The following is a 23,989-nucleotide window of genomic DNA, read 5'->3' as shown; positions in this document are numbered from 1 at the left end:
GCCCCTCCCCGGAGGGAGCCCGCCGCGGCGCCCCCAGCTCCCATCGAAAGGCAGGCCATGTCCCCAGCCGAGGACAGGCCTCGCCGGTTCGGTGGCCGCGGGGGGTTCCGCGGCGGACCGCTGGAGCAGGCCTTCCAGATCTACGCGCCCTCGGCGGTCTACTCCGTGGGGCTGGGCGCACTCACACCCGCCATGGCCCCGGCCGCCACGGCCTTCGGTGCCTCGGTGGCGCTCGCAGCCGCCTCCGTGGTGCTGGTGGGGCTCGGCTCCCTGGCCGCCAACGCCCCGGCGGCCTGGCTGGCCTCCCGCGCCGGGGAACGGTTCACCATCATCGTCTCCGCCTGGGCCGGGACCCTGGGCGCCCTGCTGACGCTGGCCGCCGTCGCCGGCTGGTTGCCGGTCCCACCCCGGACCGGACTCGGGATCCTGATGGCCGGCCTCGTGGTGGTCGGCATGGCCGGCGCGGGTTTCAACCTCGCCCGCCAGTCCTACCTGGCGGTCGCCGTCCCGGGCAGCCATCGGGCCCGGGCCATGTCCACCCTCGGCGGCACCATCCGCATGGGCCTGTTCGTCGGTCCCTTCCTCGGTGCCGGCCTGCAGGCCCTGCTCGGTCTGCAGGGGGCGTTCGTGGCTGCGGTGGCGGCCATGGCACTGGCCGCCGGCCTGAGCTTCACCATCCGCGACCTCCCGCTCCCCGGCCCTCAGCACCAGGGCCCGACGCCGGCCACGGACTCCCAGCCCGACCTCACCGCCCAGCCCCCCGCCCAGCCCGCCGCCCAGCCCGCAGCCCGGCCCCCGCGGCCCACCATGCGGTGGCTGGCCCGCCGGCACCGGCGGGTGCTGCTCACCTCCGGGATCGGGGTGGTGTGCCTGTCCGCGGCCCGGGCCAGCCGCTCCGCCGTGATCCCGCTGTGGGCCACGGAACTCGGACTGTCCCCGGCGGCCGCCTCCGCTGTGTACGGGCTCTCCGGGCTGGCCGATCTGCTGATGTTCTATCCCTCGGGGCTCATGATGGACCGCCGGGGGCGCCGCGTGGTGGCCGTGTGCTGTCTGGCGGGACTGGCCCTGGGCACTGCGCTGGTCCCCGTGACCGGTTCCCCCTGGTGGTTCGCCGGCGTGGCCCTGCTGGTGGGACTGGGCAACGGCTTCGGCTCGGGGATCGTGATGACCCTCGGCGCGGACTACTCCCCGCCGGATGGACGGCCCCAATTCCTGGCCCTGTGGAGACTCCAGTCCGATGCGGGGATGCTCGGTGGCCCGGCCGTCCTCTCCCTCGTCACCGGGCTGGCGGGCCTGGCCGCGGGGATCTGGGCCGTGGCCGCGATCGCCGCGGTGGGAGCCGTCATCTTCGCCCGGTCCCTGCCGCCCGGCCCCGGCCCGGTGGCCGAGCCCGCGCAGGTCGCCGGCTAGCGCCATCCCGACTGCCAGCGGAAGAACGCGGAGAGTCCCGCGAAGACCAGCAGCCCCGGCCCGGTGGCCATCAACAGCCCGGTGAGGAAGTGCCAGCCGGAATACCAGTCCGGGTCCGGGGTCAGCGCCGCGGTGCCGCCGGCCATCTCGAACGCCCCCCACGCCCCCACGGTCAGGACCGCGCCGGCCACCGCCAGGCCCCCGTCCCACAGCGGGTGCCCGCCGGGGTGGGGATACCGCCGGGAGCGGGTGCCACGGAGGTTCCAGTCGGGTCCGGTGCGCAGGATGATGAAGCCCGCGGCGAGCCCCCAGAACCCGGCCACGAGGTAGGCGGCCACCATGTCCGCGGGCCGGTGCCACGTCTCGATGAAGGTCCCCGCGCCCACGGCCGTGGCGAAGAGCGCGCCCACCGCGGCGGTCAGAGGCCGCCACCGCGGTGCCACCATCAGGAACACCGCCACCACGGCGGCTGCCGCGAACGTGGTGTGCCCCGAGGGCAGGGAGTTCCCCGTGTAGTACGGCACCCCGTTGTCCAGGTCCGGCCGCACCAGCACCCAGTTCTTCAGTACCTGCGTGCTCAGATTGGCGGCCCCGAAGGCCAGCGCGGCCACGAGGGACGCGAGCCAGCGCCGCCGGTAGACGGTCAACACCAGGAACACCACGACGCCGGCCACCCCCACGATCTGCGGCAGCCGGTTGAGCACGGTGAGGGTGGACCCCTGGAGGCCCGCCAGCCGGTGCGTGGCCGCCTCCAGGGCCAGGTACTCGGTCAGCTGGCCCTGCTGCGTGGTCACGAAGATCTCGAACACCACGGCCACCAGGGCCGCGGTGATCACCAGGGCCAGTACCCAGGCCCACGTGCTGCGGGCCGGACGGAGGCGGATCGGGGAGGCGGAGGCAGCAGCGGGCATGCTGGCCATTCTCGTGCAACCGGCTGGGAGGAATCCGAACGGCGGGCCGTGGTGCCGCTCACGTGGCCCGCCTACTGTAGGGGCCATGGCACACAGTGCGCGGAATGCGCCCGAGCACCAGCAGACAGCAACCCCGCAGACAGCAACCCGACAGGCACTCTCCGTCTTCGGGCCCACGAGCCGTCAGGAACCCCTCGAATGGACCGGTGAGGCGCCGCTGGCGCCGGAACTGGCCCGGTTCTACCGCGAGGTCGGCCCGGAGTGGATCGAGATCGACACGGCGGGGCTGCCCTTCCAGTTCTTCGCCCTGGAGCAGCTGTGGGGCGAGCAGGCCGGCTATCGGTGGAACCGTCGGACCGGCGCGCAGCTGGCGGACTGGAACGAGGAGTGGACGGTGGTGGCCAAGCAGGGCTCCGACCCGTTCATCCTGGACGGGCTGACGGGCAGGATCCTCACGGCGCCCGGTGATGACGGCTGGGAGGACCGGCTCGCCGACCCCGAGCCGACCTTCGAGTCCCTCGAGGAGATGGCACTGGCCCTCGCTGCCACGGGCACCGCCTGGGCCCGGTGGGATGACCCCTTCGACGAGCGGTGGTCCCTGCGCCGCGAGACCACGGACTCCGTGGTCGAGGCCTTGGAATCAGTCCTCGGCAGCCACCCCCGCGCCGCCGCCGTGGCCCGCAAGTTCGGCTATTACGCCGCCGTCTGAGGGACGGGATCCCGGCCCCGGGGACCGCCCGTCCGTAGACTGGGCCGGTGACTGAGACCGGTATCCCACCCCTGCTGGACGGCCTACGGATCCCGGAGCCGGACGAGCTCCTGGACGGGGCCGTCGTCGTGTCCCAGAGGATGCACACCCGCTTCCGGGGGACCACCGTGCGCGAGGCGATGCTGCTGCGCGGGCCGGCCGGATGGGCCGAGTTCTCACCCTTCCCCGAATACGGGCCCGCCGAGGGCTCGCGCTGGCTGGCCGCCGCCATCGAGGCGGGCTGGCACGGCTGGCCGGCGCCGGTCCGGGACCGGGTCCCCGTCAACGCGACCGTCCCCGCGGTGCCGACGGCCGACGTCGGGAGGGTCCTGGACTCCTTCGGCGAGGTTCCTGCCGTCAAGGTCAAGGTCGCGGAGACCGGTCGCACCGGCCCTGAGGGCGTGGAGGAGGACGTGGCCCGCGTGGCCGAGGTGCGCCGGCTGCGCCCGGACGCCGACCTGCGGATCGACGCCAACCAGTCCTGGGACCACGGCACCGCGCTGTCCGCCCTGCCCCGGCTCGCCGAATATGACCTCGAGTACGCCGAACAGCCCGTGGCCGGGATCCAGGGCCTGGCCCGGCTGCGGGAGGCCCTGGCCGCTGCCGGCACGGAGGTGAGGATCGCCGCCGACGAGTCCGTGCGCAAGGAGACGGATCCGCTCGCCGTGGCCCGCGCCGGCGCCGCCGACCTCGTGGTGGTCAAGGTCCAGCCGCTCGGCGGGGTGCGCCGGACCCTGGGGATCGTGGCGGCCGCCGGGCTGGACGCCGTGGTGTCCTCCGCCCTGGACACCTCCGTGGGGATCGCCGCGGGGGTCGCGCTGGCCGCGTCCCTGCCGCGGCTGCCGTACGCCTGCGGGCTGGGCACCGTGGCGCTGTTCACCGAGGACGTGGCGGAGGACCCGTGGATCCCCGACGCCGGCCGGCTGGTGGTGCGGGACCGTCCGGTCCCCGAGGCGGGGGCGCTGGTCCGGCTGCGCGCTGACGAGGACCGCCAGCGCTGGTGGCACCAGCGGCTGCGGACGGCCTGGGCCGAGTTGGCGGCGACGAGCTGACCCCTCGGCGGGGTCTTCGCCTCGGGATCGTCGGTCGTCTCGAGGGGATGTACGTTCCGCTCACCGACTGTTCACCGGGCGGTCACCGCGGGTCATCCGGGAATCGATGTGGGGGGAGCAGGGTGGGCCTGAACCCGAACCCCCGCGTCTGACCTGAAGGACTCCCATGCTCAAGCGTCACCTGCCCATGGCCGGCCACACCCGTGGCAACCGCCTGCCCATCACCTGCGAGCTCAAGTGTGGCAGCGCCTGCGCGCATCCGGTGCCGAACACCTCGGACAACTCGCACTTCCGGGACATCGCCAACGCTGCGATCTCCCGCCGCGCCGCCCTGGGCCTGGGCGGCGGTCTGGCGGCCGCCGTGGTCATCGGCGCGAGCGCCCTGGACCGCGCCCCCGCGGCCGTGGCGGACCGCGGCGTCTACCCGAAGGGCGGCGGCAAGCTGCCCTTCACCGCGATCGCCCCGGTGGAGCGCACGGTGGATGACATGACCGTGCCCGCCGGCTACGACTGGGCGCCCATCATCCGCTGGGGCGACCCGCTGTTCGACGACTCCCCGGAATTCGACCTCGAGCAGCAGACCGGGGCGTCCCAGGCCTTGCAGTTCGGCTACAACTCGGACTACCTCGATGTCATCTCGGACGGCGGCGACGACCGCCGCGGCTACCTGGTGAACAACCACGAGTACACGAACGAGAACATCATGTTCTCCCCGGAGTACATCAAGTCCAACCCCCAGGACGTCATCGAGGCCGGCATCGAGGCGCACGGCCTCTCGATCGTGGAACTGAAGCGTGCCGGCAAGGGCCAGCCCTGGGAGTACGTCCGCGGGGGCCGCCGCAACCGCCGCATCACCGGCTCCACCCCGTTCACCGTGGACGGCCCGGCCGCCGGCTCCGACCTGCTCAAGACCACGGACGACCCCACCGGCACCAAGGTGCTCGGCACCCTGAACAACTGTGCGGGCGGCACCACGCCGTGGGGCACCGTGTTATCCGGTGAGGAGAACTTCGACCAGTACTTCGTGGGCACCGGCGCCGAGGCCGAGCGCCGACTGGGGATCTCTCCCGGCCCGACCTCTCGCCGCTGGGACACCGTGGACCCGCGCTTCAACCTGAACAACTCCGGCTACGCCAACGAGGCCAACCGCTTCGGCTGGGTCGTGGAGATCGATCCGGAGGACCCGACCTCCACCCCGGTCAAGCACACCGCCCTGGGCCGCTTCAAGCACGAGGCCGGCACCGCCGTCATCTCCCGCGACGGCCATGCCGTGGTCTACTCCGGTGACGATCAGGCCAACGACTACGCGTACAAGTTCGTCTCGCGCAAGAAGTTCCGCAAGGGCGACAAGAAGCACAACATGACCCTGTTGTCCGAGGGCACCCTGTATGTGGCCCAGTTCCACGGCAACTCCCCGGACTCTGAGATCGACGGCTCCGGCGCCGTGCCCTCCGACGGTGACTTCGACGGCTGGGGCCGCTGGATCCCGCTGGTGAAGAACGACACGTCCCTGGTGAAGGGCTTCACCGTGGAGGAGGTGCTCGTCAACACCCGCCTGGCCGCGGACACGATGGGCCCCACCAAGATGGACCGCCCGGAGGACTTTGAGGCCAACCCGGTCTCCGGCAAGGTCTACCTGGCCCTGACCAACAACTCCGGCCGCACCCCCGACGCCGTGGACGAGGCCAACCCGGTCTCCAGCCCCAGCGGCGGCAACCGCGATGGGCACGTCATCGAGATGATCGAGCGCCGCGGCGACCACACCTCCGAGCGCTTCAACTGGAACATCCTGTTCCTGGCCGGCGATCCGAACCAGGAGGGCAACAAGGCCTACTTCGACGGTGTCCCGCTGGAGATGGTCTCGCCGATCTCCTGCCCGGACAACCTGGCCTTCGACTCGAAGGGCAACCTCTGGGTCTCCACGGACGGCCAACCGGGCAAGATCGGCTATGCCGACGCCCTGCACAAGGTCACCCTCGAGGGCCGCAACCGCGGTCTCGTGGAGCAGTTCCTGGCCGTGCCGGCCGACGCCGAGACCTGTGGCCCCGTGATCCACGACGAGGACAACTCCGTGTTCGTGGCCGTGCAGCACCCGGGTGAGGGCGGCAACTGGGGGGCCCATACCTCCTACTTCCCGGACTTCGTCCCGGACGGCCCGCTGAAGGGTGACAAGGTCGCCGTCCCGCGCCCCGCCGTGGTCCAGGTGTTCTCCACCACGGGCAACAACGGCGTGGGCCGGGGCCGGGGCAACGGGCGCTGAGCATCCCGGCGGGTCTCCGGCTGATCACCGGCCGTCCACCCGGTGATCAGCCGGAATCCGTAGGATGAGGACCATGGAGCATTCACGGCGTGAGCCCACCGACATCCGTCCCGTCCTGGCCCTGGATTCGATGCAGGTGGCCCGGACGGTGGCGGACGCTCTGGTGGAGGGCGGCCTGCGCGAGGCCGTGGTGGCCCCCGGCTCCCGCTCGGCACCGCTCGTCTACGCCCTCGCCGAGGCCGAGCGGGCCGGCCGGGTCCGGCTCCATGTGCGCATCGACGAACGCTCGGCCGCCTACACCGCGCTGGGACTGTCCCTGGCCTCGGGCCGTCCGGTCGGGGTGGTGACCACCTCCGGGACGGCCGTGGGCAACCTGCTGCCGGCGCTCATGGAGGCGGACCACTCCGCGGTCCAGCTCGTGGCCCTGACGGCGGACCGCCCGGACGAGCTGCAGGGCACCGGCGCCAACCAGACCACCCGGCAGGACGGGATCTTCCCCGAGCACGTGCGCTTCGCCACCACCCTCAGCGGAGACGTTCCCCTGGACCTGGACGCGGATCAGATGCCGGAGTGGCTGGCGGCCGAGGCCGCCGAGTTCTCGGACGACGACCCCCGGGCCACCGCCCTGGACCAGCACGCCGGGCATCTGCGGTCCGTGGTGTCCCGGGCCCTGCTGGCCGCCGGCGGCTTCGACACCGAGGACGTGGAGGGGTTTGGTGGGACGCCCGGCGTCGCCGTGCGGGAATCAGCGCCCGGACCGATCCACCTGAACCTCCGCTTCCGGGAGCCCCTGGTCCCCGCAGGACAGGGTCACTCCAGCTGGGTCTCGCCCGCCGGGGAAGAACTCATCACCGGGCCGTCCGGCCCGCTCACGGTGAACCCCATGGACCTCACCGAACAGCTCGACCTGGACGTCTCGGAACTGCCCGAGTCCCGCACCGTGGTGGTGGCCGGCCACGGCTCCGGCCCCCTGCCGGCCGCGTTCGCCGCGGCCCTCGGGCTGCCCCTGCTGGCCGAGCCGAGCTCGAACTCCCGCTTCGGCTTCAACGCGATCGGCGCCTATCCCTGGCTGCTCGGGTCTCAGGGAGGGCTCGGGGAGGACTCCCATCCGCTGGCCGGGACCATCGAACAGGTCATCCTCTTCGGCCGTCCCACCCTCACCCGCCAGATCTCCGCGCTGCTGGCCCGCGAGGACGTGAGCACCGCATTCCACCAACCGGAACCGGTGGCCTGGTTCGAGCCCGGCGCACGCCGGGAACGGCCCGTGGAGGACCTGGAGGAACTGGCCGTGGTGGCCGGGCGCGGGCCTGCCGGCTGGCTGACGGACTGGCAACGGGCCGGTGTCCGGGCCCAGTCGGCGGTGGATGACGCGCTGGCCACCCGCCACGATGCGGTCGGGCGGCCCGGGGCCTTGCGCACCAGCCAGCTCGTCGCCACCACCGTGCGCGGCCCGCTCGTGCTCGGCTCCTCCTCCGTGATCCGGGATGTGGACCTCTCCTGGCGCCCGCCGACGTCCCCGGAGTCCGTGGTCTTCGCCAACCGCGGTCTGTCCGGGATCGACGGCACCGTCTCCACGGCGACCGGCATCGCGCTGGGCACGGGTCGGCGCACGGTGCTGCTGTGCGGGGACCTGACCCTGCTGCATGATGCCGGGGGACTGCTGATCGGGCCGGGGGAGCAGGAGCCGGACCTGGACATCGTGGTGGTCAATGACGCCGGTGGGGCCATCTTCGCCGGGCTGGAGCACGGTCTCGTGGCCGAACAGGCGGGCATGGCCCCCGTGGTGGAGCGCTTCTTCGGCACCCCGCAGGACGTGGACGTGCGGTCGTTGTGCGCCGCCTATGGGCTGGACTGGGCCCCGGTCGAGTCCGAGGACGGGCTGTTGGCCGCCCTCGGCAGCCCGGCCCGGGGCCGCCGCGTGCTGGAGCTGCGTTCGGACCGTTCGGCCCGTCCCTCGGTCCGCCGCCACGTCGAGGACGCGGTCCGCGCGACCTTCTGACCTCCCATCATGAGAGCGACAACCATCATGAGAGCGACAACTGTCGATCGGCTCGGCGTGTCCCGACGACTACCGCAGCCGTGATGGTCAGCGCAAGGGGTCGAACGGGGCGATCGCCGGGTCGATCCGGCCCGTGACGATCTGCTCGGCCAGCAGCTTGCCCGTGGCCGGTCCCAGGACGACGCCCCACATGCCGTGCCCGCCGGCCACGTAGACGCCCGGCGCCTGCGTGGCTCCCACGAGTGGCAGCCCGTCCGGGGTCACCGGGCGGGACCCCACCCACTCGTCCTGCCGGTCATCAAGGTCCATGCCCGTCATCAGCGACCGGGCCTGATTGACGATGGCCTCGATCCGGCGGGGCTGCAGCGGCTCGTCGGGTCCGCGGAACTCCATGGTCCCGGCGATCCGGAACCGCCCCTGGTAGGGCGTGCAGGCGATCCGCTGGGCCGGCAGGTAGACCGGATAGCGGGCCGGCTCCTCGGTGGCCACGGAGAACGAGTAGCCCCGCCCGGCCTGCACCTTGGTCTTCACGCCCAGGGTGCGGGTCAGTGCGGGCAGCCACGCCCCGGTGGCCACCACCACCGAGTCCGCGCTGAGGGTCTCTCCGTCCGCGAGGGTGACCCCCGGGCGGATCCCGCCCGTGAGGCCGGTGACCGCGGTGCCGGTCCGGAGGGTCCCGCCGCGGGCCACGAAGGCGTCGGCGAGGGCCTGGACGAACGGTCCGGGCTCGATGAAGCGTTGCCCGCCCATGCGGTAGACCACCTCGACCTGCTCGGAGAGCTGGGGGACCACCGCACGCGGGTTGTCCACCCGTTCGAGCGGGACGTCCTGACCGTGCCGGACCACGCCCTCGACCTCCCGGAGGAATCCTGCCGACTGCCGTTCCTCGGTGAATCCCACGATGAACGGCCCCTCCTTCGTCCAGGCGTCGACTCCCGATCCGGTCAGCTCGTCGAAGCATTCCAAGGCGATCCGGTCGATCGGCGTCAGCGCGGCCATCGTGCGCTCCCAGGCCCGTCGGGTGCCGTGCGCGGCGAACCGGGCCAGGAAGGACCACAGGCCCGGGTCCGCGCGGAACGGTACATGCAGCGCTGCATCGCGGTCGAGCAGGGCGGTCGGGCCGTAGGTCCACAGGCCGGGGTCGGCCAGCGGGATGGTCTTGCCCGGGGAGAGCCAGCCGGCGTTGCCCCACGAGGATCCGGCGGCCACGCCCGTGCGGTCCACGACCGTGACCTCCACGCCGTGCTCCTGCAGGTGCCAGGCGGTGGCGAGTCCGACCATTCCTGCACCGATGACGATTGAACTGGACATGCTGGCCTCCTGGGGACGCTCCCGGACACGGGATGGTGTTCTTCCCCACAGGCTGGCAGATTCCACCTACTCTGGGGGGACCATTTGTCGATTCCGCACCAAGAGCCGAAGATTCGACGGATTCCACCGCAGGTAGCGCTGTCCGAGAGGAACGACTGACCCCATGGCATCACGAGACGGAATCGACCGCCCGAGGCTGGATGAGGTGGACGTGGCCATCCTCCGGCTCCTGGAGCGCAGTGGCCGGATGCCGTTCAGCGAGCTGGCCACCCGGGTGGGCATCGCCGAATCCACGTGCCACAAGCGGGTGCGGGCGCTCGTCTCCTCGGGCGCGATCTCCGGCTTTCACGCCACGGTGGATCCGGCCGTCCGGGGACTCGGCCTGGAGGCGCTCATCGCCGTGCGGCTGCACGCCCACGCCCGTTCGGGCCTGCGCCGCTTCCAGCGGTACCTGGAATCGCTGCCGGCCACCCAGCGGGTGTACTTCCTCGCCGGAGACCGGGACTTCCTGCTGCACGTCGCCGTGCGGGACGCCGCCGAGTTGCGGACCCTGGTCTCGGACACCCTCAGCGTGCGCGAGGAGGTGGCCGCCACGAACACGAGCCTGATCTTCGAGCACGCCCCCGGCCGGCTTGCCGACTGACCCGGATAAGTACCTGACGTCCCGGAACACGGCACCGCCAGTTGTCGACTCCACCGGCGAGTCTCGACGTCAATTGCGGCCGTGATGCATGGGGCGGCCGTGATGCAGGGTGCCACCGTGATCCGGACGGGTGGTCAGGCAGTCAGTCGCGCAGTCCCAGCGCCTGCAGCATGGGGCGCATCTTGGCGTGGGTCTCGGCCAACTCGGCCTCGGGGTCCGAGGCCGCCACGATCCCGCAGCCGGCGTACAGACGCACCGTGTGCGGGTCCTCCACGACGGCCCCGCGCAACGCGATGCCGAACTCGCCGTTCCCGTTGCCGTCCAGCCACCCCACCGGGCCGGCGAAGAGCCCGCGGTCCAGGCCGTGGTCGGCGGTCTCCAACTGGCCGATGAGCGCGGCGGCTGTCTCACGCGGGGTGCCGCACACTGCGGCCGTGGGATGCAGCACCTCGGTGAGGGCCAGTGCGCCGGGCCCCGTGCGCCGTGTCCCGTCCGCGCCCACGAGCCGCGCGGTGACATCCGTGGCGAGATGCCACACATTGGGCAGCTCCAGGACGAACGGTGAGTCCGGGGCCTGAAGGGAGGTGGTGAACGGCTCCAGCCGCTCGGTCAGCGAGTCCACGGCCAGCCGGTGTTCGTACCGCTGCTTGGGGTTCTCGGAGAGCAGGCGCCGGGCGTAGTCGCCACCAGCCGCGCCCAGCGGTGCCCCGTCCCGGTCCAAGGTCCCCGCCAGGACCCGGGCCTGGGCGGTGTCCCCGTCCACCTTGACCAGCATCTCCGGCGTCGAGCCGATCAGCCCGTCCACGGCGTAGGTCCAGCAGTCCCGGTACCGCTCGGACAGGGCGCGCAGCACCCCGGGCACGTCCACGGGATCGTCGGAGCGGACCACGGCGTCACGGGCGAGCACGAGCTTCGTCAGGTGCCCGGCCTCGATCTGGTCCACCCCACGGGCGACGGCGGCCCGGTAGCCGTCCTGGGAGAGCACCCCGTCGGTGAGCTGGAGACCTTCCCCCGCCGGCCTGGCGGACGCAGGACGTGCCGACGCGGGGCCTGCCGCGGGGGCGGACTCGGCGAGGAACTCGGCCAGCCGCTGCTCGGCACCGTCCCGGTCCGGCCGCCAACCGGCGGCGGCCCGCTCGGCGTAGGCGGGGGAGTCGAGGTCCACCTGCCAGGTCAGCCAGGACCGGCCCTGGGCTGAGCCGAGGACGAACTCGGGGACCGCGAGGACGGAGTCGGCGGGGCTGTCGTCGGCGAAGGCGAACGCGGCGAAGGCGAGCGGGGAGCGCCGGGGCAGGCCGACGTCGGGCACGGTGCTCCGGTCCGCACCCTCTGATTCGGCCGCCTCGGCCGCCGTGGCGGCCATCCACCAGCGGCGGGCCGCCTCGAAACGGCCGGGGCCGGTCACGGTGAAACGGGCGGCGGAGCCGAGCCCCACCATGCCCTCGCCCGAACGGATCCAGGCACACTCCGAACCCGTGGAGATCAGCTCGGCCAGGGCCGCTCCGCCGGGGAGGGGACGCGCACAGGTGAAGGACGCCAATCGGGGTGCGGGCGCCGCAGATCCAGGGTTGCTCATGACCTGTCCAGCGTACCGCCAGCGTCGGTGCGGCCGGCCCGTTGCGGCTGATGGGAGAATGGAGGAGTGGCCACTGAAACTACATCCCAAGTCCTCATCGCTGGTGGCGGTCCGGCCGGCGCCACCGCCGCCTGGCACCTCGCGAACGCCGGCGTTCAGGTCACCGTGCTGGAGAAGACGGCCTACCCGCGCGAGAAGGTCTGCGGCGACGGCCTGACCCCGCAGGCGGTGCGCGAGATGAACCTGATGGGGATCCGGCATGCCCCCGGGGACGGCTGGCAGCACATCAAGGGGTTGCGACTGGTGGCCGAGGGCCGCGCCGTGGAGGTCCCGTGGCCGCAGACCCACACCTGGCCGGACTACGCCCTGGTGCGGACCCGCGAGGACTTCGACGAGGTGCTGGCGAACCACGCCCGCGCCGCCGGCGCCACCATCCTGGAACGCCACTCCGTCACCACCGTGCTGCGCGCCGAGGACGGCACCGTCAACGGCCTGCGCGCCGAGCTGTTGGACCCGCGGGGGCGCAAGACCGGCGAGTTCCGGGACTTCCACGCCCCGATCGTGATCGCCGCGGACGGCAACTCCACCCGCACCGCGGTCTCCGCCGGACTGGCCAAACGGGACGACCGGCCCATGGGCGTGGCGGTCCGCGCCTACTACGAGATCCCGGACGTCTCGCCACGCCACGACCATGACTGGATGGAGTCCTGGCTCCAGTTGCCCGACGCCCAGGGCAACCTGCTGCCCGGCTATGGCTGGCTGTTCCCGCTGGGCGGCGGCACCGTGAACGTCGGGCTCGGCATCCTGGACACCTCCCCCCAGTTCGGCAAGCTCAACTACCGCTCCATCCTCAAGGACTGGTCCGGGGCGCTGACCGAGTCCTGGGGCCTGTCTGAGGACACCCGGACCTCGAAGATCCTCAGCGCCGCCCTGCCGATGGGCTTCAACCGCACCCCGCAGTACGTGCCCGGGATGCTCCTCGCCGGCGATTCCGCCGGCATGGTCTCCCCGTTCAACGGCGAGGGGATCTCCTTCGCCATGGAGTCGGCCCGGATGGCCGCGGACCTGGCGGTCACGGCCCTGCAACGCCCGACGGCGGCCGGCCGGGAGGCCGAGATGTCCCGTTACCCGGTGCTCACCCAGGAGGCGTGGGGTGCCCACTTCGCCCTCGGCACGCGCTTTGCCGAGCTCATCGGCCACCCCGCCGTGCTGAAGGCCGCCCTGGCCACCGGCATGCGGGTCAGACCCCTGTTCCGGACCGTGGTCCAGGTGATGGCCAATCTCGTGGACGAGCGGGGCACGGCCCCGGTGGACCGGATCGTCCGGCTCCTGGAGTCGGTGGTCCCCGCAGCGACCACCCAGGGACCGGCGGCCGGACCCGGCGTCAATGCGCCGTCCCCGGCCAACGTTGGATAGTGTTGCTCAGGTGACTTCACCCGAGCCCGCACCCCGTGCCGACGCCGCTGCCGGCGTGACGATCGGTGACCTCGCCCTGCCTCGCGGTTTCGAGAACCTGGCGGCCCACGGCGACCTGCTGGACGTGGTCATCACGGCCCTCGACGCGGTGGAGGGGGAACTGGCCACCGCCGTGTCCAATGCAGACCAGCTGGCGGACCACACCTCCCGGCACCTGCTGGAGGCCGGCGGCAAGCGGATCCGCCCCCTGCTGACCATCCTCTCCTCCCTCGTGGGTGATCCCGGGGTCGGGACCGGGCAGGTCGGCGAGGTCCCGGCGGCCGTCCGCTCGGCCGCCGTCGTGATGGAGCTGACCCACCTGGCCACCCTGTACCACGATGACGTCATGGACGAGGCGCCCGTGCGCCGCGGCGCCCCGGCCGCACACCAGGTGTGGGGCAACTCGATCGCGATCCTCGCCGGCGACCTGATCTTTGCCCGCGCCTCGCTGTTGATGGCCTCCCTCGGCCCCGACGCCGTGGCCATCCAGGCCCGGACCTTCGAGCGGCTCGTGATGGGCCAGCTGTGGGAGACGGTGGGGCCCACCGAACAGGACGACCCCCTGGAGCACTACCTGCGGGTGATCGGCGGGAAGACGGGCTCGCTCATCGCGGCGGCCGGACAGCTGGGCGCCCACTTCGGCGGCTGCGACGCGGCCACCGTGCACCTGCTCGAGGAGTACGGGGAGAAGGTCGGGACGGCCTTCCAGCTGGCGGATGACGTGATCGACTTGACGAGCTCCTCCCACGCCTCCGGCAAGACGCCCGGCACGGATCTGAAGGAACGGGTGCCGACCCTGCCGGTGCTGCTGCTGCGGCAGGCGGCCGAACAGGATCCCTCGGCCCGTGCCGCGCTCGAACTGGTGGACGGACCGCTGGACACGGACGAGCAGCTGGCGGCGGCCGTGGCGGCCGTGTCCACGCACCCGGTGATCGAGCAGGCGTGGGAGATCACCCGGGGTTGGGCGGCGGACGCCGTCCAGGCCTTGGAGCCGTTGGCCGACTCCCCGGTCAAGGGCGCGCTGGTGGCCTTCGCCGACTACGTGGTCGACCGCGACAACTGACCTTCAGGACCTCTGGAGTTTTCAGTCGACTTGGGGTGGGTTCCACGCCGAATGACCCACCCCAAGTCGACTGAAAACGGGGAGGGTCGGGCGGTCAGGGGAGGTGGGTGGGGCCGGGGTCGAGCACCGCGGCCAGTTCGCGGGCCTTGACCGCCCGGACCGCCGGTTCCACGGGGTGGCGCAACTGCCGGTAGAGCTGGTCCTCGTGCCAGCGCGGGAACACGTGCAGGTGGTAGTGCCAGACGTGCTGGTTGCCGGCGGGCTCGTTGTGCTGGCGGGTGGAGACACCGTCCGGGGACCAGACCTGCTTCATGGCCAGCGCCACCTGACGGGTCATCAGGGCGATTCGCTGCAGCACCCGGTCCGGGAGGTCGTACAGCGTCTCGTAGTGCTCCGTGGGGGAGATCATGGCGTGGCCTTCGTGATCGCCGAAGCCGTCCACGGCGATGAAGACCATCAGGTCCTCATCCTGGAAGACGAGGTCCTCGAGCTCACAGCGGTTGTCCGGGGCCGACACGTCGGCCGAGGCCAGGCCGCAGAAGGGGCACTCGTACCCCTCGGGGGCGTGGGAGTGGATCACTCCTCGGGCCCCTCGGGTTCCTCGGATCCATCCGGCTCTTCGAAGGTCCAGGCCAGCAGGTCCGTGGTGAACTCGCTGAAGGTCCCGCCCTCGCACCGCCACACGCCGTGCTCCGCGTCCGCGCCCGTGGAGCGGCGCCAGACCAGAGGATCCGGCAGCTCGGCATCCTCCACGCGCAGCCCCCAGACGGTGGATTCCGCGGCGTCCTCGAGGAACAGCACGAAGCCGTCCAGGATCTCCAGCTCGTCGGCATCCCAGAAGAAGTGGTCCGTCTCCAGCAGGTCCGGGCAATTGCCCAAGGCGAGGTGGAACTCATACAGGGCCAGCGGCAGCGGGACCCGGCCGGTGCCGTTGAGGCGTGCCTCGGCCGCGGGGGAGGCGGCCAGCAGGGCATCCAGCTCGCCGGGTTCCATCCCATCCTCCGGGACCCACGGGGTCTCCAGGAGGGTGGGGACGAGCTTCTGGAAGATCGGCAGGAAGATGGAGGCGGTTGGTGCGGTGGGATCGGCAGGCATGGGCCCAGTCTAAGGTCTCGGGTTGCGCCGGGCCGCGCGCAGGGAGTCGGTCATCAGCACCACCAGGGCGCACCAGATGAGGATGAACCCGGCCCAGCGCCCGGTGCTCATGGCCTCGCCGAAGACCAGGAGGCCGATGAGGAACTGGATGACCGGATTGATGTACTGCAGCAGCCCCAGCAGGGTCAGCGGCAGCCGGCTGGCCCCGGCCCCGAAGAGGATCAGCGGGATCGCCGTCACGGGCCCGGACAGCACCAGGATCCAGAAGTGCCCCGTGCCGTGGGAGAGCATCGTCAGCTGATCCGTGGCGGCCAGCCACCACATGCCGGCCAGGCACACCGGCACGAGCAGGATGGTCTCGGCACCCAGCGAGGCCACGGGGCTGACGGACGTGGCCAGCCGGCTCTTGACGATGCCGTAGCCCCCGAAGCTCAGGGCCAGCAGGAGCGCCAGCCACGGGAACGCCCCGTGACCCACCACCATGACCACCACGGCCGCCACCGAGAGGGCCACGGCCACCCACTGGGCCCGCCGGAGCCGCTCCCCGAACAGGAGAACCCCGGCCAGCACGGAGATCAGCGGGTTGATGAAGTACCCCAGCGCCGCCTCGAGGGTCTGCCCCGAGAGCACCGCGTAGGTGTAGATGGCCCAATTGCCCGTGATCAGGACGGCGGCCAGGGCTGTGGCACCCAGCCGCCGCGCCCCGCCCAGCTGCCGGCCGACGTCGTTCCAGCGCCGCAGGGCGAACAGCAACACCACGCAGGTGATGAGCGTGAAGCCGATCCGGGCGAAGACCACCTCGAGCGCGGTGGCCGGGACCGTGGCCGCCATGTAGAGCGGCAGCCCGCCCCAGAAGAGGTAGGCGCCCGCCCCGAACCCCAGGCCCGCCGACGTGACGGGGCGTTGAGTCACTCCGCCGTGCTGTCGAAGAAGGTCTGGACGGTCATGACGGGTTTGCCCGTCTGGAGCAGCTGGCCGCGGCCCGGTGGCATCTTCCGGGCCTTCAGGCCGTTGATGAGGTTGCCCTCGCGCTTGTCACCGGACATGATCAGCGCCGAGGTGCCGTTGTCCCGCAGGGTGGAGAAGAACGTCTCGTACATGCCGCGGGAGGCGCCGCGCACCCTGCGGGTCAGCACGAAGTTGATCCGCAGGTCGGCCGCCATGGGGATGAACGGCACGAAGCCGCCCAGCGGTGACTGACCCCCGCCCACCGTCAGCACGTCGTAGTCGTCGATCAGGGCCACGATCCGCGTCTGGCGCTGATCCGTGCTCTGGTCCTCCTTCGGATCCTGGCGCTTGCGCAGCTCGTTGACCACGGCACCCACCAGGGACTTGGCCACCTCGGCATTGGTGGCATAGCCGCCCAGGTAGTCGTCCGGGACGAAGTCGCCGAGGCCGCGGCGCGGATCGAACACCACGAACATCAGCTCCTCGTCCGTGTGGTTCGCGGTGAAGCGGTGGACCACCTGACGCAGCAGGTTCGTCTTGCCGGACTCCTCGTCTCCCATCACGATCAGGTTGCGGTCCGCCCGCTCCAGGTCGAGCTGCTGCACGCCCAGGTCCAGCTCCCGCAGGCCCAGTGGGAACAGCCCCTTGCGCTCCGGGGTGGGGACCGAGGCGGCCTCCACGAACGGAGGCAGGACGCGGACCTTCATGGCGGAGCCGGTGGAGAACCGGCCGACGTGGGCCACCAGGTCCTTGAGCCCGTCCGTGGCGGATTCGCGCTCCGCCTGGCCGTCGATCCGTGGCAGGGCCAGATGACCCTGCAGCTTGAGCGGCATCAGACCGCGACCGGGGGCCTCGGGGTTGACGTTGGCGGCCAGCTTGCGGTCGATGGTCGAGTCCCCGGGCTCGGCGAGGGCCAGCTCGATCCGGTGCGTGAAGTACGACTGATGGGTGGCCCGGATCTCGTTGTTGCGGTTCACGGAGGAGATGATGTGGATGCCGTAGCCGGAACCACGGGTCATGAGGGTGACGATCTTGGGCAGCAGGTCGTCGAACTCCTCCTGGAACTGGCCGTGGCCGTCCACCACCAGGAAGATGTCCGCGCTGGGCAGCTCCGGGATCTGACCGGCGGCGTGCATCCTGCGCATGGTGGTCAGGGAGTCGATGGAGTGCTTCTCGAAGACCCGCTCCCGGTGGGCCAGCATGCCGACGATCTCGTCCACGGTGCGGGAGATGACCTCGGTGTTGGTCCGGATGGCGACGCCGCCCACGTGGGGCAGGTCCTGCAGCGGCAGCAGGCCGGAACCCAGCAGGTCGATGCAGTAGATGCCGACCTGTTGCGGTGAATGGGTCAACGCCAAGGACGTCACGAGGGTCCGCAGGGCGGTGGACTTGCCGGACTGGGGGCCGCCGTGGACGATCATGTTGCCCGAGCCCGTGGTGAAGTCGATCTCCCACAGGCCCTGCCACTGCCGCGCCGGATCGTCCAGTAGGCCGATCGGCACCGTGAGGTTCCCCCCGGCGGGGAGGCGCAGTCCCTGCTCGGTGTTCTTCGGCTCGCCGACGATCTGGTCCAGGGTCGCCTCCAGCGGCAGCGGAGGCAGCCAGATCGGCTTCACGGACGGTGGGTAGGTGCGCAGGGTGTCCATCATGGTGGACATCACGGTGGGGCCGGTGGTGCGGCGGGCCGGCCCGTCCTTCTTCGGAGCCGGGGCACCCTCCTCGCCGGGCTGACCCGAGCCCTGCTCCTCCAGGATCAGGGAGTAGTCCGGGGCACGCAGCACCGGTGGGATCTCGTCCTCCGGACTGGCCTCTTCCTCCTCCTCGATCACCTCGTCCTCGAGTGGACCGGAGACGTAGCCGGACTTGAACCGCGAGTACACGGTGGTGTCCACCTTGAGATAGCCGTAGCCGGGCAGGGGTGGCAGGTGGAAGGCATCCGGGGTGTCCAGCACGGTGCGGGACTCGGACTCGGAGAGGGTGCGCAGCCCGATCCGGTAGGACAGGTAGGTCTCCAGTCCGCGCAGCTTGCCGGACTCCACCCGCTGGGAGCTCAGCAGCAGGTGCACGCCGATCGAGCGGCCGATGCGCCCGATGGACAGGAACAGGTCGATGAAGTCGGGGCGGGCCGTCAGCAGCTCGCCGAACTCGTCGATGATGACGACCAGGTGCGGCAGGGGCTCGATGTCCCGGCCTTTGGACCGTTCCTCATCCCGGTGGATCTGGTAGTCGGTGATGTTGGCGATGTTGCCGGCGGCCTTGAGCACCTCCTGCCGGCGCAGGATCTCGCCGTTCAGGGAGGCATAGACGCGCTCCACCAGGGTCAGGTCGTCGGAGAGGTTGGTGATGATGCCCGTGACGTGGGGCGCGCCCTCGAAGGGGGCGAAGGTCGCGCCGCCCTTGAAGTCCACCAGCACCATGGCCAGGCTGTCCGGGGAGTGGGTGGTCAGCAGGCCGAACACCAGCGAGCGCAGCATCTCCGACTTGCCGGAACCGGTGGCGCCCACGCAGAGCCCGTGCGGGCCCATGCCGAGCTGGGCGGCCTCCTTGAGGTCCAGCAACACGGGCTTGCCCTTGTCATCCGGTCCCAGCGGGACCCGCAGGAAGTCGGCCTGGGAGCGGGGTCGCCAATTACGTTCGACGTCGGCCCGGTCCAGTTCGGGGGACAGGTGCAGCATCTGCAGGAAGGACGAGGAGGAGGCGGCCTCGGCGCCGGTGTGCTCCAGGGAGTCGAAGGACAGCCTCAGCGGGGCGAGGTCTGCCACCAGTCCCGTGGCCATGCTGGTGTCGAGGGGGTCCAACACGCCCTCGGTGCGTTGCGGGCTGCCCTGGTCCTCGGTGCGGTCCTCCAACAGGAACCAGGGGCGGCCATCCGCGGCCTGCGCGTCCGGGCCGTGGCCCGGGTGATGACCGTCATGGAGGGTCACCCGGTAGCTCACCTCAGAGGGTTCCTGGAGCCGGTCCGCACACAGGTGCAGCGCCGTGATGCCGCGGGACTGCAGGCCGTGGTGCGAGTCGCCGAAGGACAGGTCGGTGGAGGTGTGGCCGTAGCGGTCCACGATCACGATGAGCCGGGACAGCATGGCCGGGCCTTTGGCGGTCTCCTCACCGAACTTGGTGTACTCGCCGGCGACCTTGGAGCGGTACTGCAGGTCAACCTCCAACAGCTCCTCCAGGGACTCCGGATCCGGGGCGATGAGCTTGACGGGGCCGGTGTAGTGCTTGGCCGAGGAGTCGTCCAGGTGGGGGAGCAGCTCCAGCCAGTCCCAGTCCTCACGGCTGGCGCGCGGGGTGATCAGGGCGATCCGCAGGTCCTCGGGGGACTGAAGGGCGGCCGCCCCGGCCACCAGGGATCGGACGACCTGGAGGGTGAGCTCGCGCGGGCCCACCAAGGAGACGTTGCCGGCCGAGTCCAGGGGGAGGGTCACGGGCATGTCCGGGGCCTTCTCGAAGCGGCTCTTGAGGGCCTCGGCCTCCCGCATCATGAACTCGTCCTGCAGGGCGGTGGAGCTCTCCGTCACGGAGATGTCGATCTCGCGGGTGGGACGCCGCCCCGAGCCCAGTCGGATCTGCAGGAAGTCCTCGTCGTACCGCCGGCGTTCCCACACGCGCGCCGGGTTGCGGATGATGTCGAACAGCGCCGCCGCCGGCGGGGACGAGGCCCGGGCCGCCAGCTGGGCCCGCTGTTCGTCATCCCGCAGCTTCACCCGGGTCCGCTCCAGGTAGCGGGCATAGGTGTCCCGCATGGTCTTGCGCAGCCGGCCGGCCTTGCCCCGCTGGGAGAACATCATGATCACGGCCACGGTGAGGGAGAGCATCATGGCGATGGCCCCGACGGCGGCGAAGGGGCTCTGCCGGAAGGTCATCATCACCATCATCGAGGCGCCGGCGGCGAACATCGGCATGATCCGCAGGAACCCGGCATTGCTCTCGCCCTCGGCAGCCGCCGGGTCCAAGGGCTGAGGCCCCTCGATCCGGAAGGGCCGGTAGAGCCGGGCCGGGGCCGAGGTGCGGGCGGGCCGGTGGATGATCTTCCGGGTCACCGTGCCCCCTGGGTGTTGGCGGCGGCCAACGCCTGGGCGGACAGCTCCGCCGCGGCCAGCCGGTTCTCGGGTCGGATCAGAGGCAGGGTGATGCCCACCCCGCCGCCGATGTGACGGTCGTGGCGCAGGGCCACAGCGCCCACCCCGATCCGGGTGAGCGCCGCCGCCTGGGCCAGGGGGTCCAGGACGCCGTTGCGGGAGGTCCCCACCACGGCGGCCACCACGGGGATGGCGGAGAGGAAGGGGTCTGACTGCCAATGCCGCAGGTAGCCGGCGGCCTCGTCCACCCCGGCGGCCGTGGCCGGGACCACGAAGACGGCGGCATGGGCGCGCGTCAGCACCGCAGCCGTGTCCGGGTGCTCGGGGCCGGTCGGGCAATCGATCACGGTGACGGGGAAGTAGCGGGAGAGTCCGGACAGCAGGGTGGTGGCGGCCGCCTCGCCCAGGGCCCGGCCGGTGACCCGCGGGCCGGTGTAGTACAGGTCGTTGCTGCCGGGGGACATCAGCGCGGTGACGGAGTCGAAGGTCGTGGTCTCCAGAGAGGCCAGGCCGGCGGCGATCTGGTCCGCACCGGGGGCGGGGCGGTTCCCGAGCCGCAGGCCCAGGGAGCCGCAGGCCGGATCCAGGTCCAGGGCGGCCACCGGTTCGGGGCGCAAGGCGGCGAAGGTGGCGGCGGTCAGGGCGGACACCACGGTCTTGCCCGCCCCGCCCCGCAGGGAGACCACTGCGATGCGCCGTCCGGTGGTGACGGGGGACTGGACCACCTTCGCGGAGGATGCCAGCCGGTCACCGGTCCGGTCGTGTCCCCACAGCGCGCCCAGGGCGCGCCAGCCGCGGGACCACAGGGTCAGGGCCGGACGGCGGGAATAGTCCCGCTGGACCCGGGCGGCCACGGACTCGAAACCCACCGAGGGGTCGTCCTGCGCCCGGTGGAGGTCCTGCCGCAGGTCGGTCCGGGTGGACCAGAGCGCGTCATCGGAGTCCCCGGCCCGGCCGGTGCCGGCACGGGGACGGACCGGTGCGGGGCCGGCGTCGTTCCAGGGGTCCAGGGGGGCAGCGGACATCAGAAGGTCTCCAACAGGGTGGCGTAGATCCCGTAGTAGCCGATCAGCAGCGGGATGGGGGCGAGCAGGGCGATGGCTTCGATGGTGTCCCCGGTCTTGCGCATCCGCGCCTGGGAGTGTTCCGGCAACTCGACGGACAGGCTGGCGCCGGTCACGAGGGCCAGGGCCAGCAGCGCGGCCAGGAACACCCCCTCGAAGTCCGGGAGGAAGGCCGAGGCCAGGCGGACCAGCGCCAGCGTCCCGAGGCCCGTGGCCAGGTACAGCGGGATGCGCTCGGCGGCCAGGGGGAAGGAGCGGGCCCGCAGGCCCAACGCCAGCACCATGCAGGCCAGAAGCGGCAGGGAGTAGGGGTAGGCCTGGGTGTCCCCGCCCACCAGCCAGACAGACAGGGCCGCGGAGAGCGAGCAGACGATGGCGCTGGAGATCAGGCCGCCGTGGGCGGAATCGATCGCCGTGGCGACGTCACGGCGCAGGACGGCGGCGCCGTTGGCATGTCGGTCGTCCATCCCCGCCAGTCCGGAGACCCCCAGGGCGATCGACGGGAGGATCCCCAGCACCAACAGGGCGATGATCCCGGCGATGGCGGCCGAGCCGACCACCGGATCCGCGGCCCGGTCTCCGATGGCCCACACCGACAGGGCCGGGGCCACGGCCCAGACGGCCGTGAGGATACCGGTCACCGCCGCGGAGATGAACATGGACAGGGGACGGTTGACGATGAAACCCAGGACGCCCTGGACCACAGCGGCCAGCCCCGCCAGCGCCAGGTAGGACCACGGGGTGGGAAGGCCCAGTCCTACCAGTCCGGAGACGGCGAACAGGGTGCCCGCGCCGGCCAGGGTGCTGGCCACCGCCTGCTGCCGGCCGGGGGAGGAGACCACGGCGGCGGCCACGAGCGCCACGCCGGCCAGACCGAGGGCGATCCAGTGCTGCTGCGCCGGGGCGAAGGACGCCAACAGCCCGGTGATCGCCAGCCAGGAGCCGAGCGCGGCGAGAAGTCCCGAGATGATGAACTTGTACACCGGGGACCACCGGCCCGGGACGGCCTCGGTGTGGTCGGAGACCGTGTCATTTAGGTCGTAGACGATCGGCGACGGGGGTGCCTCGGTGCGAGACACCAGGCGGAGGCGCTCGCCGTCCAGGACGCCGGACTCGCCCAGGGTCTGGGAGGTGGGGACCTCTCCGCCGTCGGTGCGGACCAGCAGCTTGGCGCCCAGCGAATCCTGAGGCTGATCCCCCAACACGTCCAGGATCTGCGGCATCAGGGTCCCCACGGGGGTGTCCGAAGGCAACAGCAGGTCCGCGTTGCGCCGCTGACCCACCAGGGCCACTCGCGTATAGGGGCTGGGCACGTCAGGACCTCCAGGGGGTCGGTGGCAGGGCGGTCAGTGAGGAGAGGGCAGTGGGAGAGGTCGAGGCTGCCGGGGCACCCTGAGGCTGCTCCTGCTCCTGCTGCTTGCGTTCCTGCTCCATCTGCTCCCGCTCCAGCTGCTGCTGTTCCTGCTGCTGTTGGCGCTCGTTGCGGTCATTGATGTAGTTGGTGAGGATGTTGATCACGAAGGAGAGCGCCACGCAGAAGGCGCAGATCAGGGCGGCGATGATGAGGCCGTAGACGAAGGAGTTCTTGCGGTCCTTCCAGCGGCGTTCCGTGGGGTTCAGCCCGAACAGGAAGGAGGCGCTGAGCCGGTTGCGCCGCACCTCGACCGACTCGATGAGCTGTGAGTCGAAATCCATGGCCATGGCTGCTGTTCCCCCTTACCCCGGCATCCACCGGATCTCTTGGCGTCGGCGCACCCCGGCATCGCGACCCTGCATATCATTCCAGTATTCCTCCGGGGGCGGAAACGACTGCACCGGGCGTGCATGGGGAGTTCTCCCCATCGGATCCGGTTGACCAGAGTCCACTGCTGGCAGAAGGATGGAGACATCGGGCCGGCGGATTGCCACTCTGGGCAGGCGTCAGGCACACCATCAACGGACCACCGGTCCGACTCAAGAACTCCACTAGGGGATGAACATGCCAAAGCTTGAACTCACTGAAGGCCTTGAGACGTTTGAAAAGGCCGCTCGGGACTCCGGGGACTCCGGCGAACTCCTGGTCGTCGAGGTGCAGAACCTCGAGAACTCCGTCGTCTCGCTGAAGGAGACTTTCAAGGGCGCCGGCGCCAACGCCTACACGAATTTCATGGTCAAGGTCAACGAGTGCCAGAGCACTCTGGTCGAGGCGCTGTCCATGATCAACACCGGCCAGGCCGATCTCTACAAGGCCTACAACGTCTCCGAGGAGACCTCGGTGTCTGATGCCGATGCCGCCGGTGGCGACAACCTCGACCTGTCCTGGGGTGGCGCCAGCGGTGGCGGCTCCTCCATGGCCTGATCGATCCCGATCCGAGCGGGAGGCCCCGCTCGATCAC

Annotated in this window: 19 protein-coding genes; 9 read left to right on the top strand and 10 right to left on the bottom strand. The window is 71.3% G+C overall.

Annotation, left to right across the window (positions count from 1 at the left end; translation table 11 throughout):
* Nucleotides 1-57: 57 nt before the first annotated feature.
* Nucleotides 58-1,410: an MFS transporter gene (locus ACSU1G_RS30455; RefSeq protein WP_439284695.1), complete on the top strand. Its 1,353-nt coding sequence runs from the start codon at nucleotides 58-60 to the stop codon at nucleotides 1,408-1,410.
* Here the strand turns inward: ACSU1G_RS30455 and ACSU1G_RS30450 are convergent.
* Nucleotides 1,407-2,321, bottom strand: a complete 915-nt coding sequence (locus tag ACSU1G_RS30450) for a phosphatase PAP2 family protein (protein WP_439284693.1) — start codon at nucleotides 2,319-2,321, stop codon at nucleotides 1,407-1,409. The genes ACSU1G_RS30455 and ACSU1G_RS30450 overlap by 4 nt on opposite strands.
* Nucleotides 2,322-2,406: 85 nt before the next feature.
* Between ACSU1G_RS30450 and ACSU1G_RS30445 the strand changes: the two genes are divergently transcribed.
* The 4 genes from ACSU1G_RS30445 to menD all read left to right on the top strand — a co-directional run bounded on the left by ACSU1G_RS30445 (nucleotide 2,407) and on the right by menD (nucleotide 8,380).
* A complete protein-coding gene (locus ACSU1G_RS30445) occupies nucleotides 2,407-3,030 on the top strand; it encodes a hypothetical protein (protein WP_439284691.1) in 624 nt (207 codons plus the stop codon).
* A 47-nt stretch (nucleotides 3,031-3,077) separates the two neighbouring features.
* Nucleotides 3,078-4,121 carry an o-succinylbenzoate synthase gene (locus ACSU1G_RS30440; RefSeq protein ID WP_439284689.1) on the top strand — a complete coding sequence of 348 codons (1,044 nt, stop codon included), beginning with the start codon at nucleotides 3,078-3,080 and terminating at the stop codon, nucleotides 4,119-4,121.
* Nucleotides 4,122-4,287: 166 nt separating this feature from the next.
* A complete protein-coding gene (locus ACSU1G_RS30435) occupies nucleotides 4,288-6,381 on the top strand; it encodes a PhoX family protein (protein WP_439284687.1) in 2,094 nt (697 codons plus the stop codon).
* 73 nt (nucleotides 6,382-6,454) lie between these two features.
* The gene (menD, locus tag ACSU1G_RS30430) at nucleotides 6,455-8,380 is read left to right on the top strand and encodes a 2-succinyl-5-enolpyruvyl-6-hydroxy-3-cyclohexene-1-carboxylate synthase (protein ID WP_439284685.1); all 1,926 of its coding nucleotides are present in this window, start codon (nucleotides 6,455-6,457) and stop codon (nucleotides 8,378-8,380) included.
* An 87-nt stretch (nucleotides 8,381-8,467) separates the two neighbouring features.
* Here menD and ACSU1G_RS30425 read toward each other — a convergent pair whose 3' ends face one another.
* Entirely contained in the window at nucleotides 8,468-9,691 is a 1,224-nt protein-coding gene (locus ACSU1G_RS30425; protein ID WP_439284683.1) for an NAD(P)/FAD-dependent oxidoreductase, read from the bottom strand.
* 163 nt (nucleotides 9,692-9,854) lie between these two features.
* On the opposite strand from ACSU1G_RS30425, the gene ACSU1G_RS30420 reads away from it, so the two are divergent.
* The gene (locus tag ACSU1G_RS30420) at nucleotides 9,855-10,334 is read left to right on the top strand and encodes an Lrp/AsnC family transcriptional regulator (protein ID WP_439284681.1); all 480 of its coding nucleotides are present in this window, start codon (nucleotides 9,855-9,857) and stop codon (nucleotides 10,332-10,334) included.
* 142 nt (nucleotides 10,335-10,476) lie between these two features.
* Here the strand turns inward: ACSU1G_RS30420 and ACSU1G_RS30415 are convergent, their stop codons facing one another.
* Nucleotides 10,477-11,910, bottom strand: coding sequence for an isochorismate synthase (locus ACSU1G_RS30415; protein WP_439284680.1), 1,434 nt, complete (start codon nucleotides 11,908-11,910; stop codon nucleotides 10,477-10,479).
* A gap of 66 nt (nucleotides 11,911-11,976) precedes the next feature.
* Here ACSU1G_RS30415 and ACSU1G_RS30410 point away from each other — a divergent pair, with 66 nt between their 5' ends.
* A complete protein-coding gene (locus ACSU1G_RS30410; RefSeq protein ID WP_439284678.1) occupies nucleotides 11,977-13,326 on the top strand; it encodes a geranylgeranyl reductase family protein in 1,350 nt (449 codons plus the stop codon).
* Entirely contained in the window at nucleotides 13,298-14,428 is a 1,131-nt protein-coding gene (locus ACSU1G_RS30405; protein ID WP_439284676.1) for a polyprenyl synthetase family protein, read from the top strand. Before ACSU1G_RS30410 ends, ACSU1G_RS30405 begins: the two co-directional genes overlap by 29 nt.
* A 94-nt stretch (nucleotides 14,429-14,522) precedes the next feature.
* Here ACSU1G_RS30405 and ACSU1G_RS30400 read toward each other — a convergent pair whose 3' ends face one another.
* From ACSU1G_RS30400 to ACSU1G_RS30370, 7 genes are read right to left on the bottom strand one after another with little or no spacing between them, the layout of a single operon-like run.
* Complete coding sequence (locus ACSU1G_RS30400; RefSeq protein WP_439284674.1) at nucleotides 14,523-15,008, bottom strand: HIT family protein; 486 nt, start codon at nucleotides 15,006-15,008, stop codon at nucleotides 14,523-14,525.
* Entirely contained in the window at nucleotides 15,005-15,523 is a 519-nt protein-coding gene (locus ACSU1G_RS30395; protein ID WP_439284672.1) for a hypothetical protein, read from the bottom strand. Before ACSU1G_RS30395 ends, ACSU1G_RS30400 begins: the two co-directional genes overlap by 4 nt.
* Nucleotides 15,524-15,532: 9 nt before the next feature.
* Nucleotides 15,533-16,435, bottom strand: a complete 903-nt coding sequence (gene rarD / locus ACSU1G_RS30390; RefSeq protein WP_439284670.1) for an EamA family transporter RarD — start codon at nucleotides 16,433-16,435, stop codon at nucleotides 15,533-15,535.
* Nucleotides 16,432-20,511 (bottom strand): type VII secretion protein EccCa, encoded by a 4,080-nt coding sequence (eccCa, locus tag ACSU1G_RS30385; RefSeq protein WP_439284668.1) that lies wholly within the window; start codon nucleotides 20,509-20,511, stop codon nucleotides 16,432-16,434. Before eccCa ends, rarD begins: the two co-directional genes overlap by 4 nt.
* Complete coding sequence (locus ACSU1G_RS30380) at nucleotides 20,508-21,575, bottom strand: hypothetical protein (RefSeq protein ID WP_439284667.1); 1,068 nt, start codon at nucleotides 21,573-21,575, stop codon at nucleotides 20,508-20,510. Before ACSU1G_RS30380 ends, eccCa begins: the two co-directional genes overlap by 4 nt.
* The gene (gene eccD, locus ACSU1G_RS30375; RefSeq protein WP_439284665.1) at nucleotides 21,575-22,927 is read right to left on the bottom strand and encodes a type VII secretion integral membrane protein EccD; all 1,353 of its coding nucleotides are present in this window, start codon (nucleotides 22,925-22,927) and stop codon (nucleotides 21,575-21,577) included. Before eccD ends, ACSU1G_RS30380 begins: the two co-directional genes overlap by 1 nt.
* A 1-nt stretch (nucleotide 22,928) precedes the next feature.
* A complete protein-coding gene (locus tag ACSU1G_RS30370; protein WP_439284664.1) occupies nucleotides 22,929-23,315 on the bottom strand; it encodes a hypothetical protein in 387 nt (128 codons plus the stop codon).
* Between the two features lie 277 nt (nucleotides 23,316-23,592).
* Here ACSU1G_RS30370 and ACSU1G_RS30365 point away from each other — a divergent pair, with 277 nt between their 5' ends.
* On the top strand, nucleotides 23,593-23,952 hold the full coding sequence (locus tag ACSU1G_RS30365) for a hypothetical protein (RefSeq protein ID WP_439284662.1): 360 nt from the start codon (nucleotides 23,593-23,595) through the stop codon (nucleotides 23,950-23,952).
* The last annotated feature ends 37 nt before the right edge of the window (nucleotides 23,953-23,989 follow it).

It is taken from the genome of Microbacterium sp. A93, from assembly GCF_051842835.1.
Note: the sequence above shows the minus strand (reverse complement) of the source record. Positions and strands in the feature narration are given on the sequence as shown.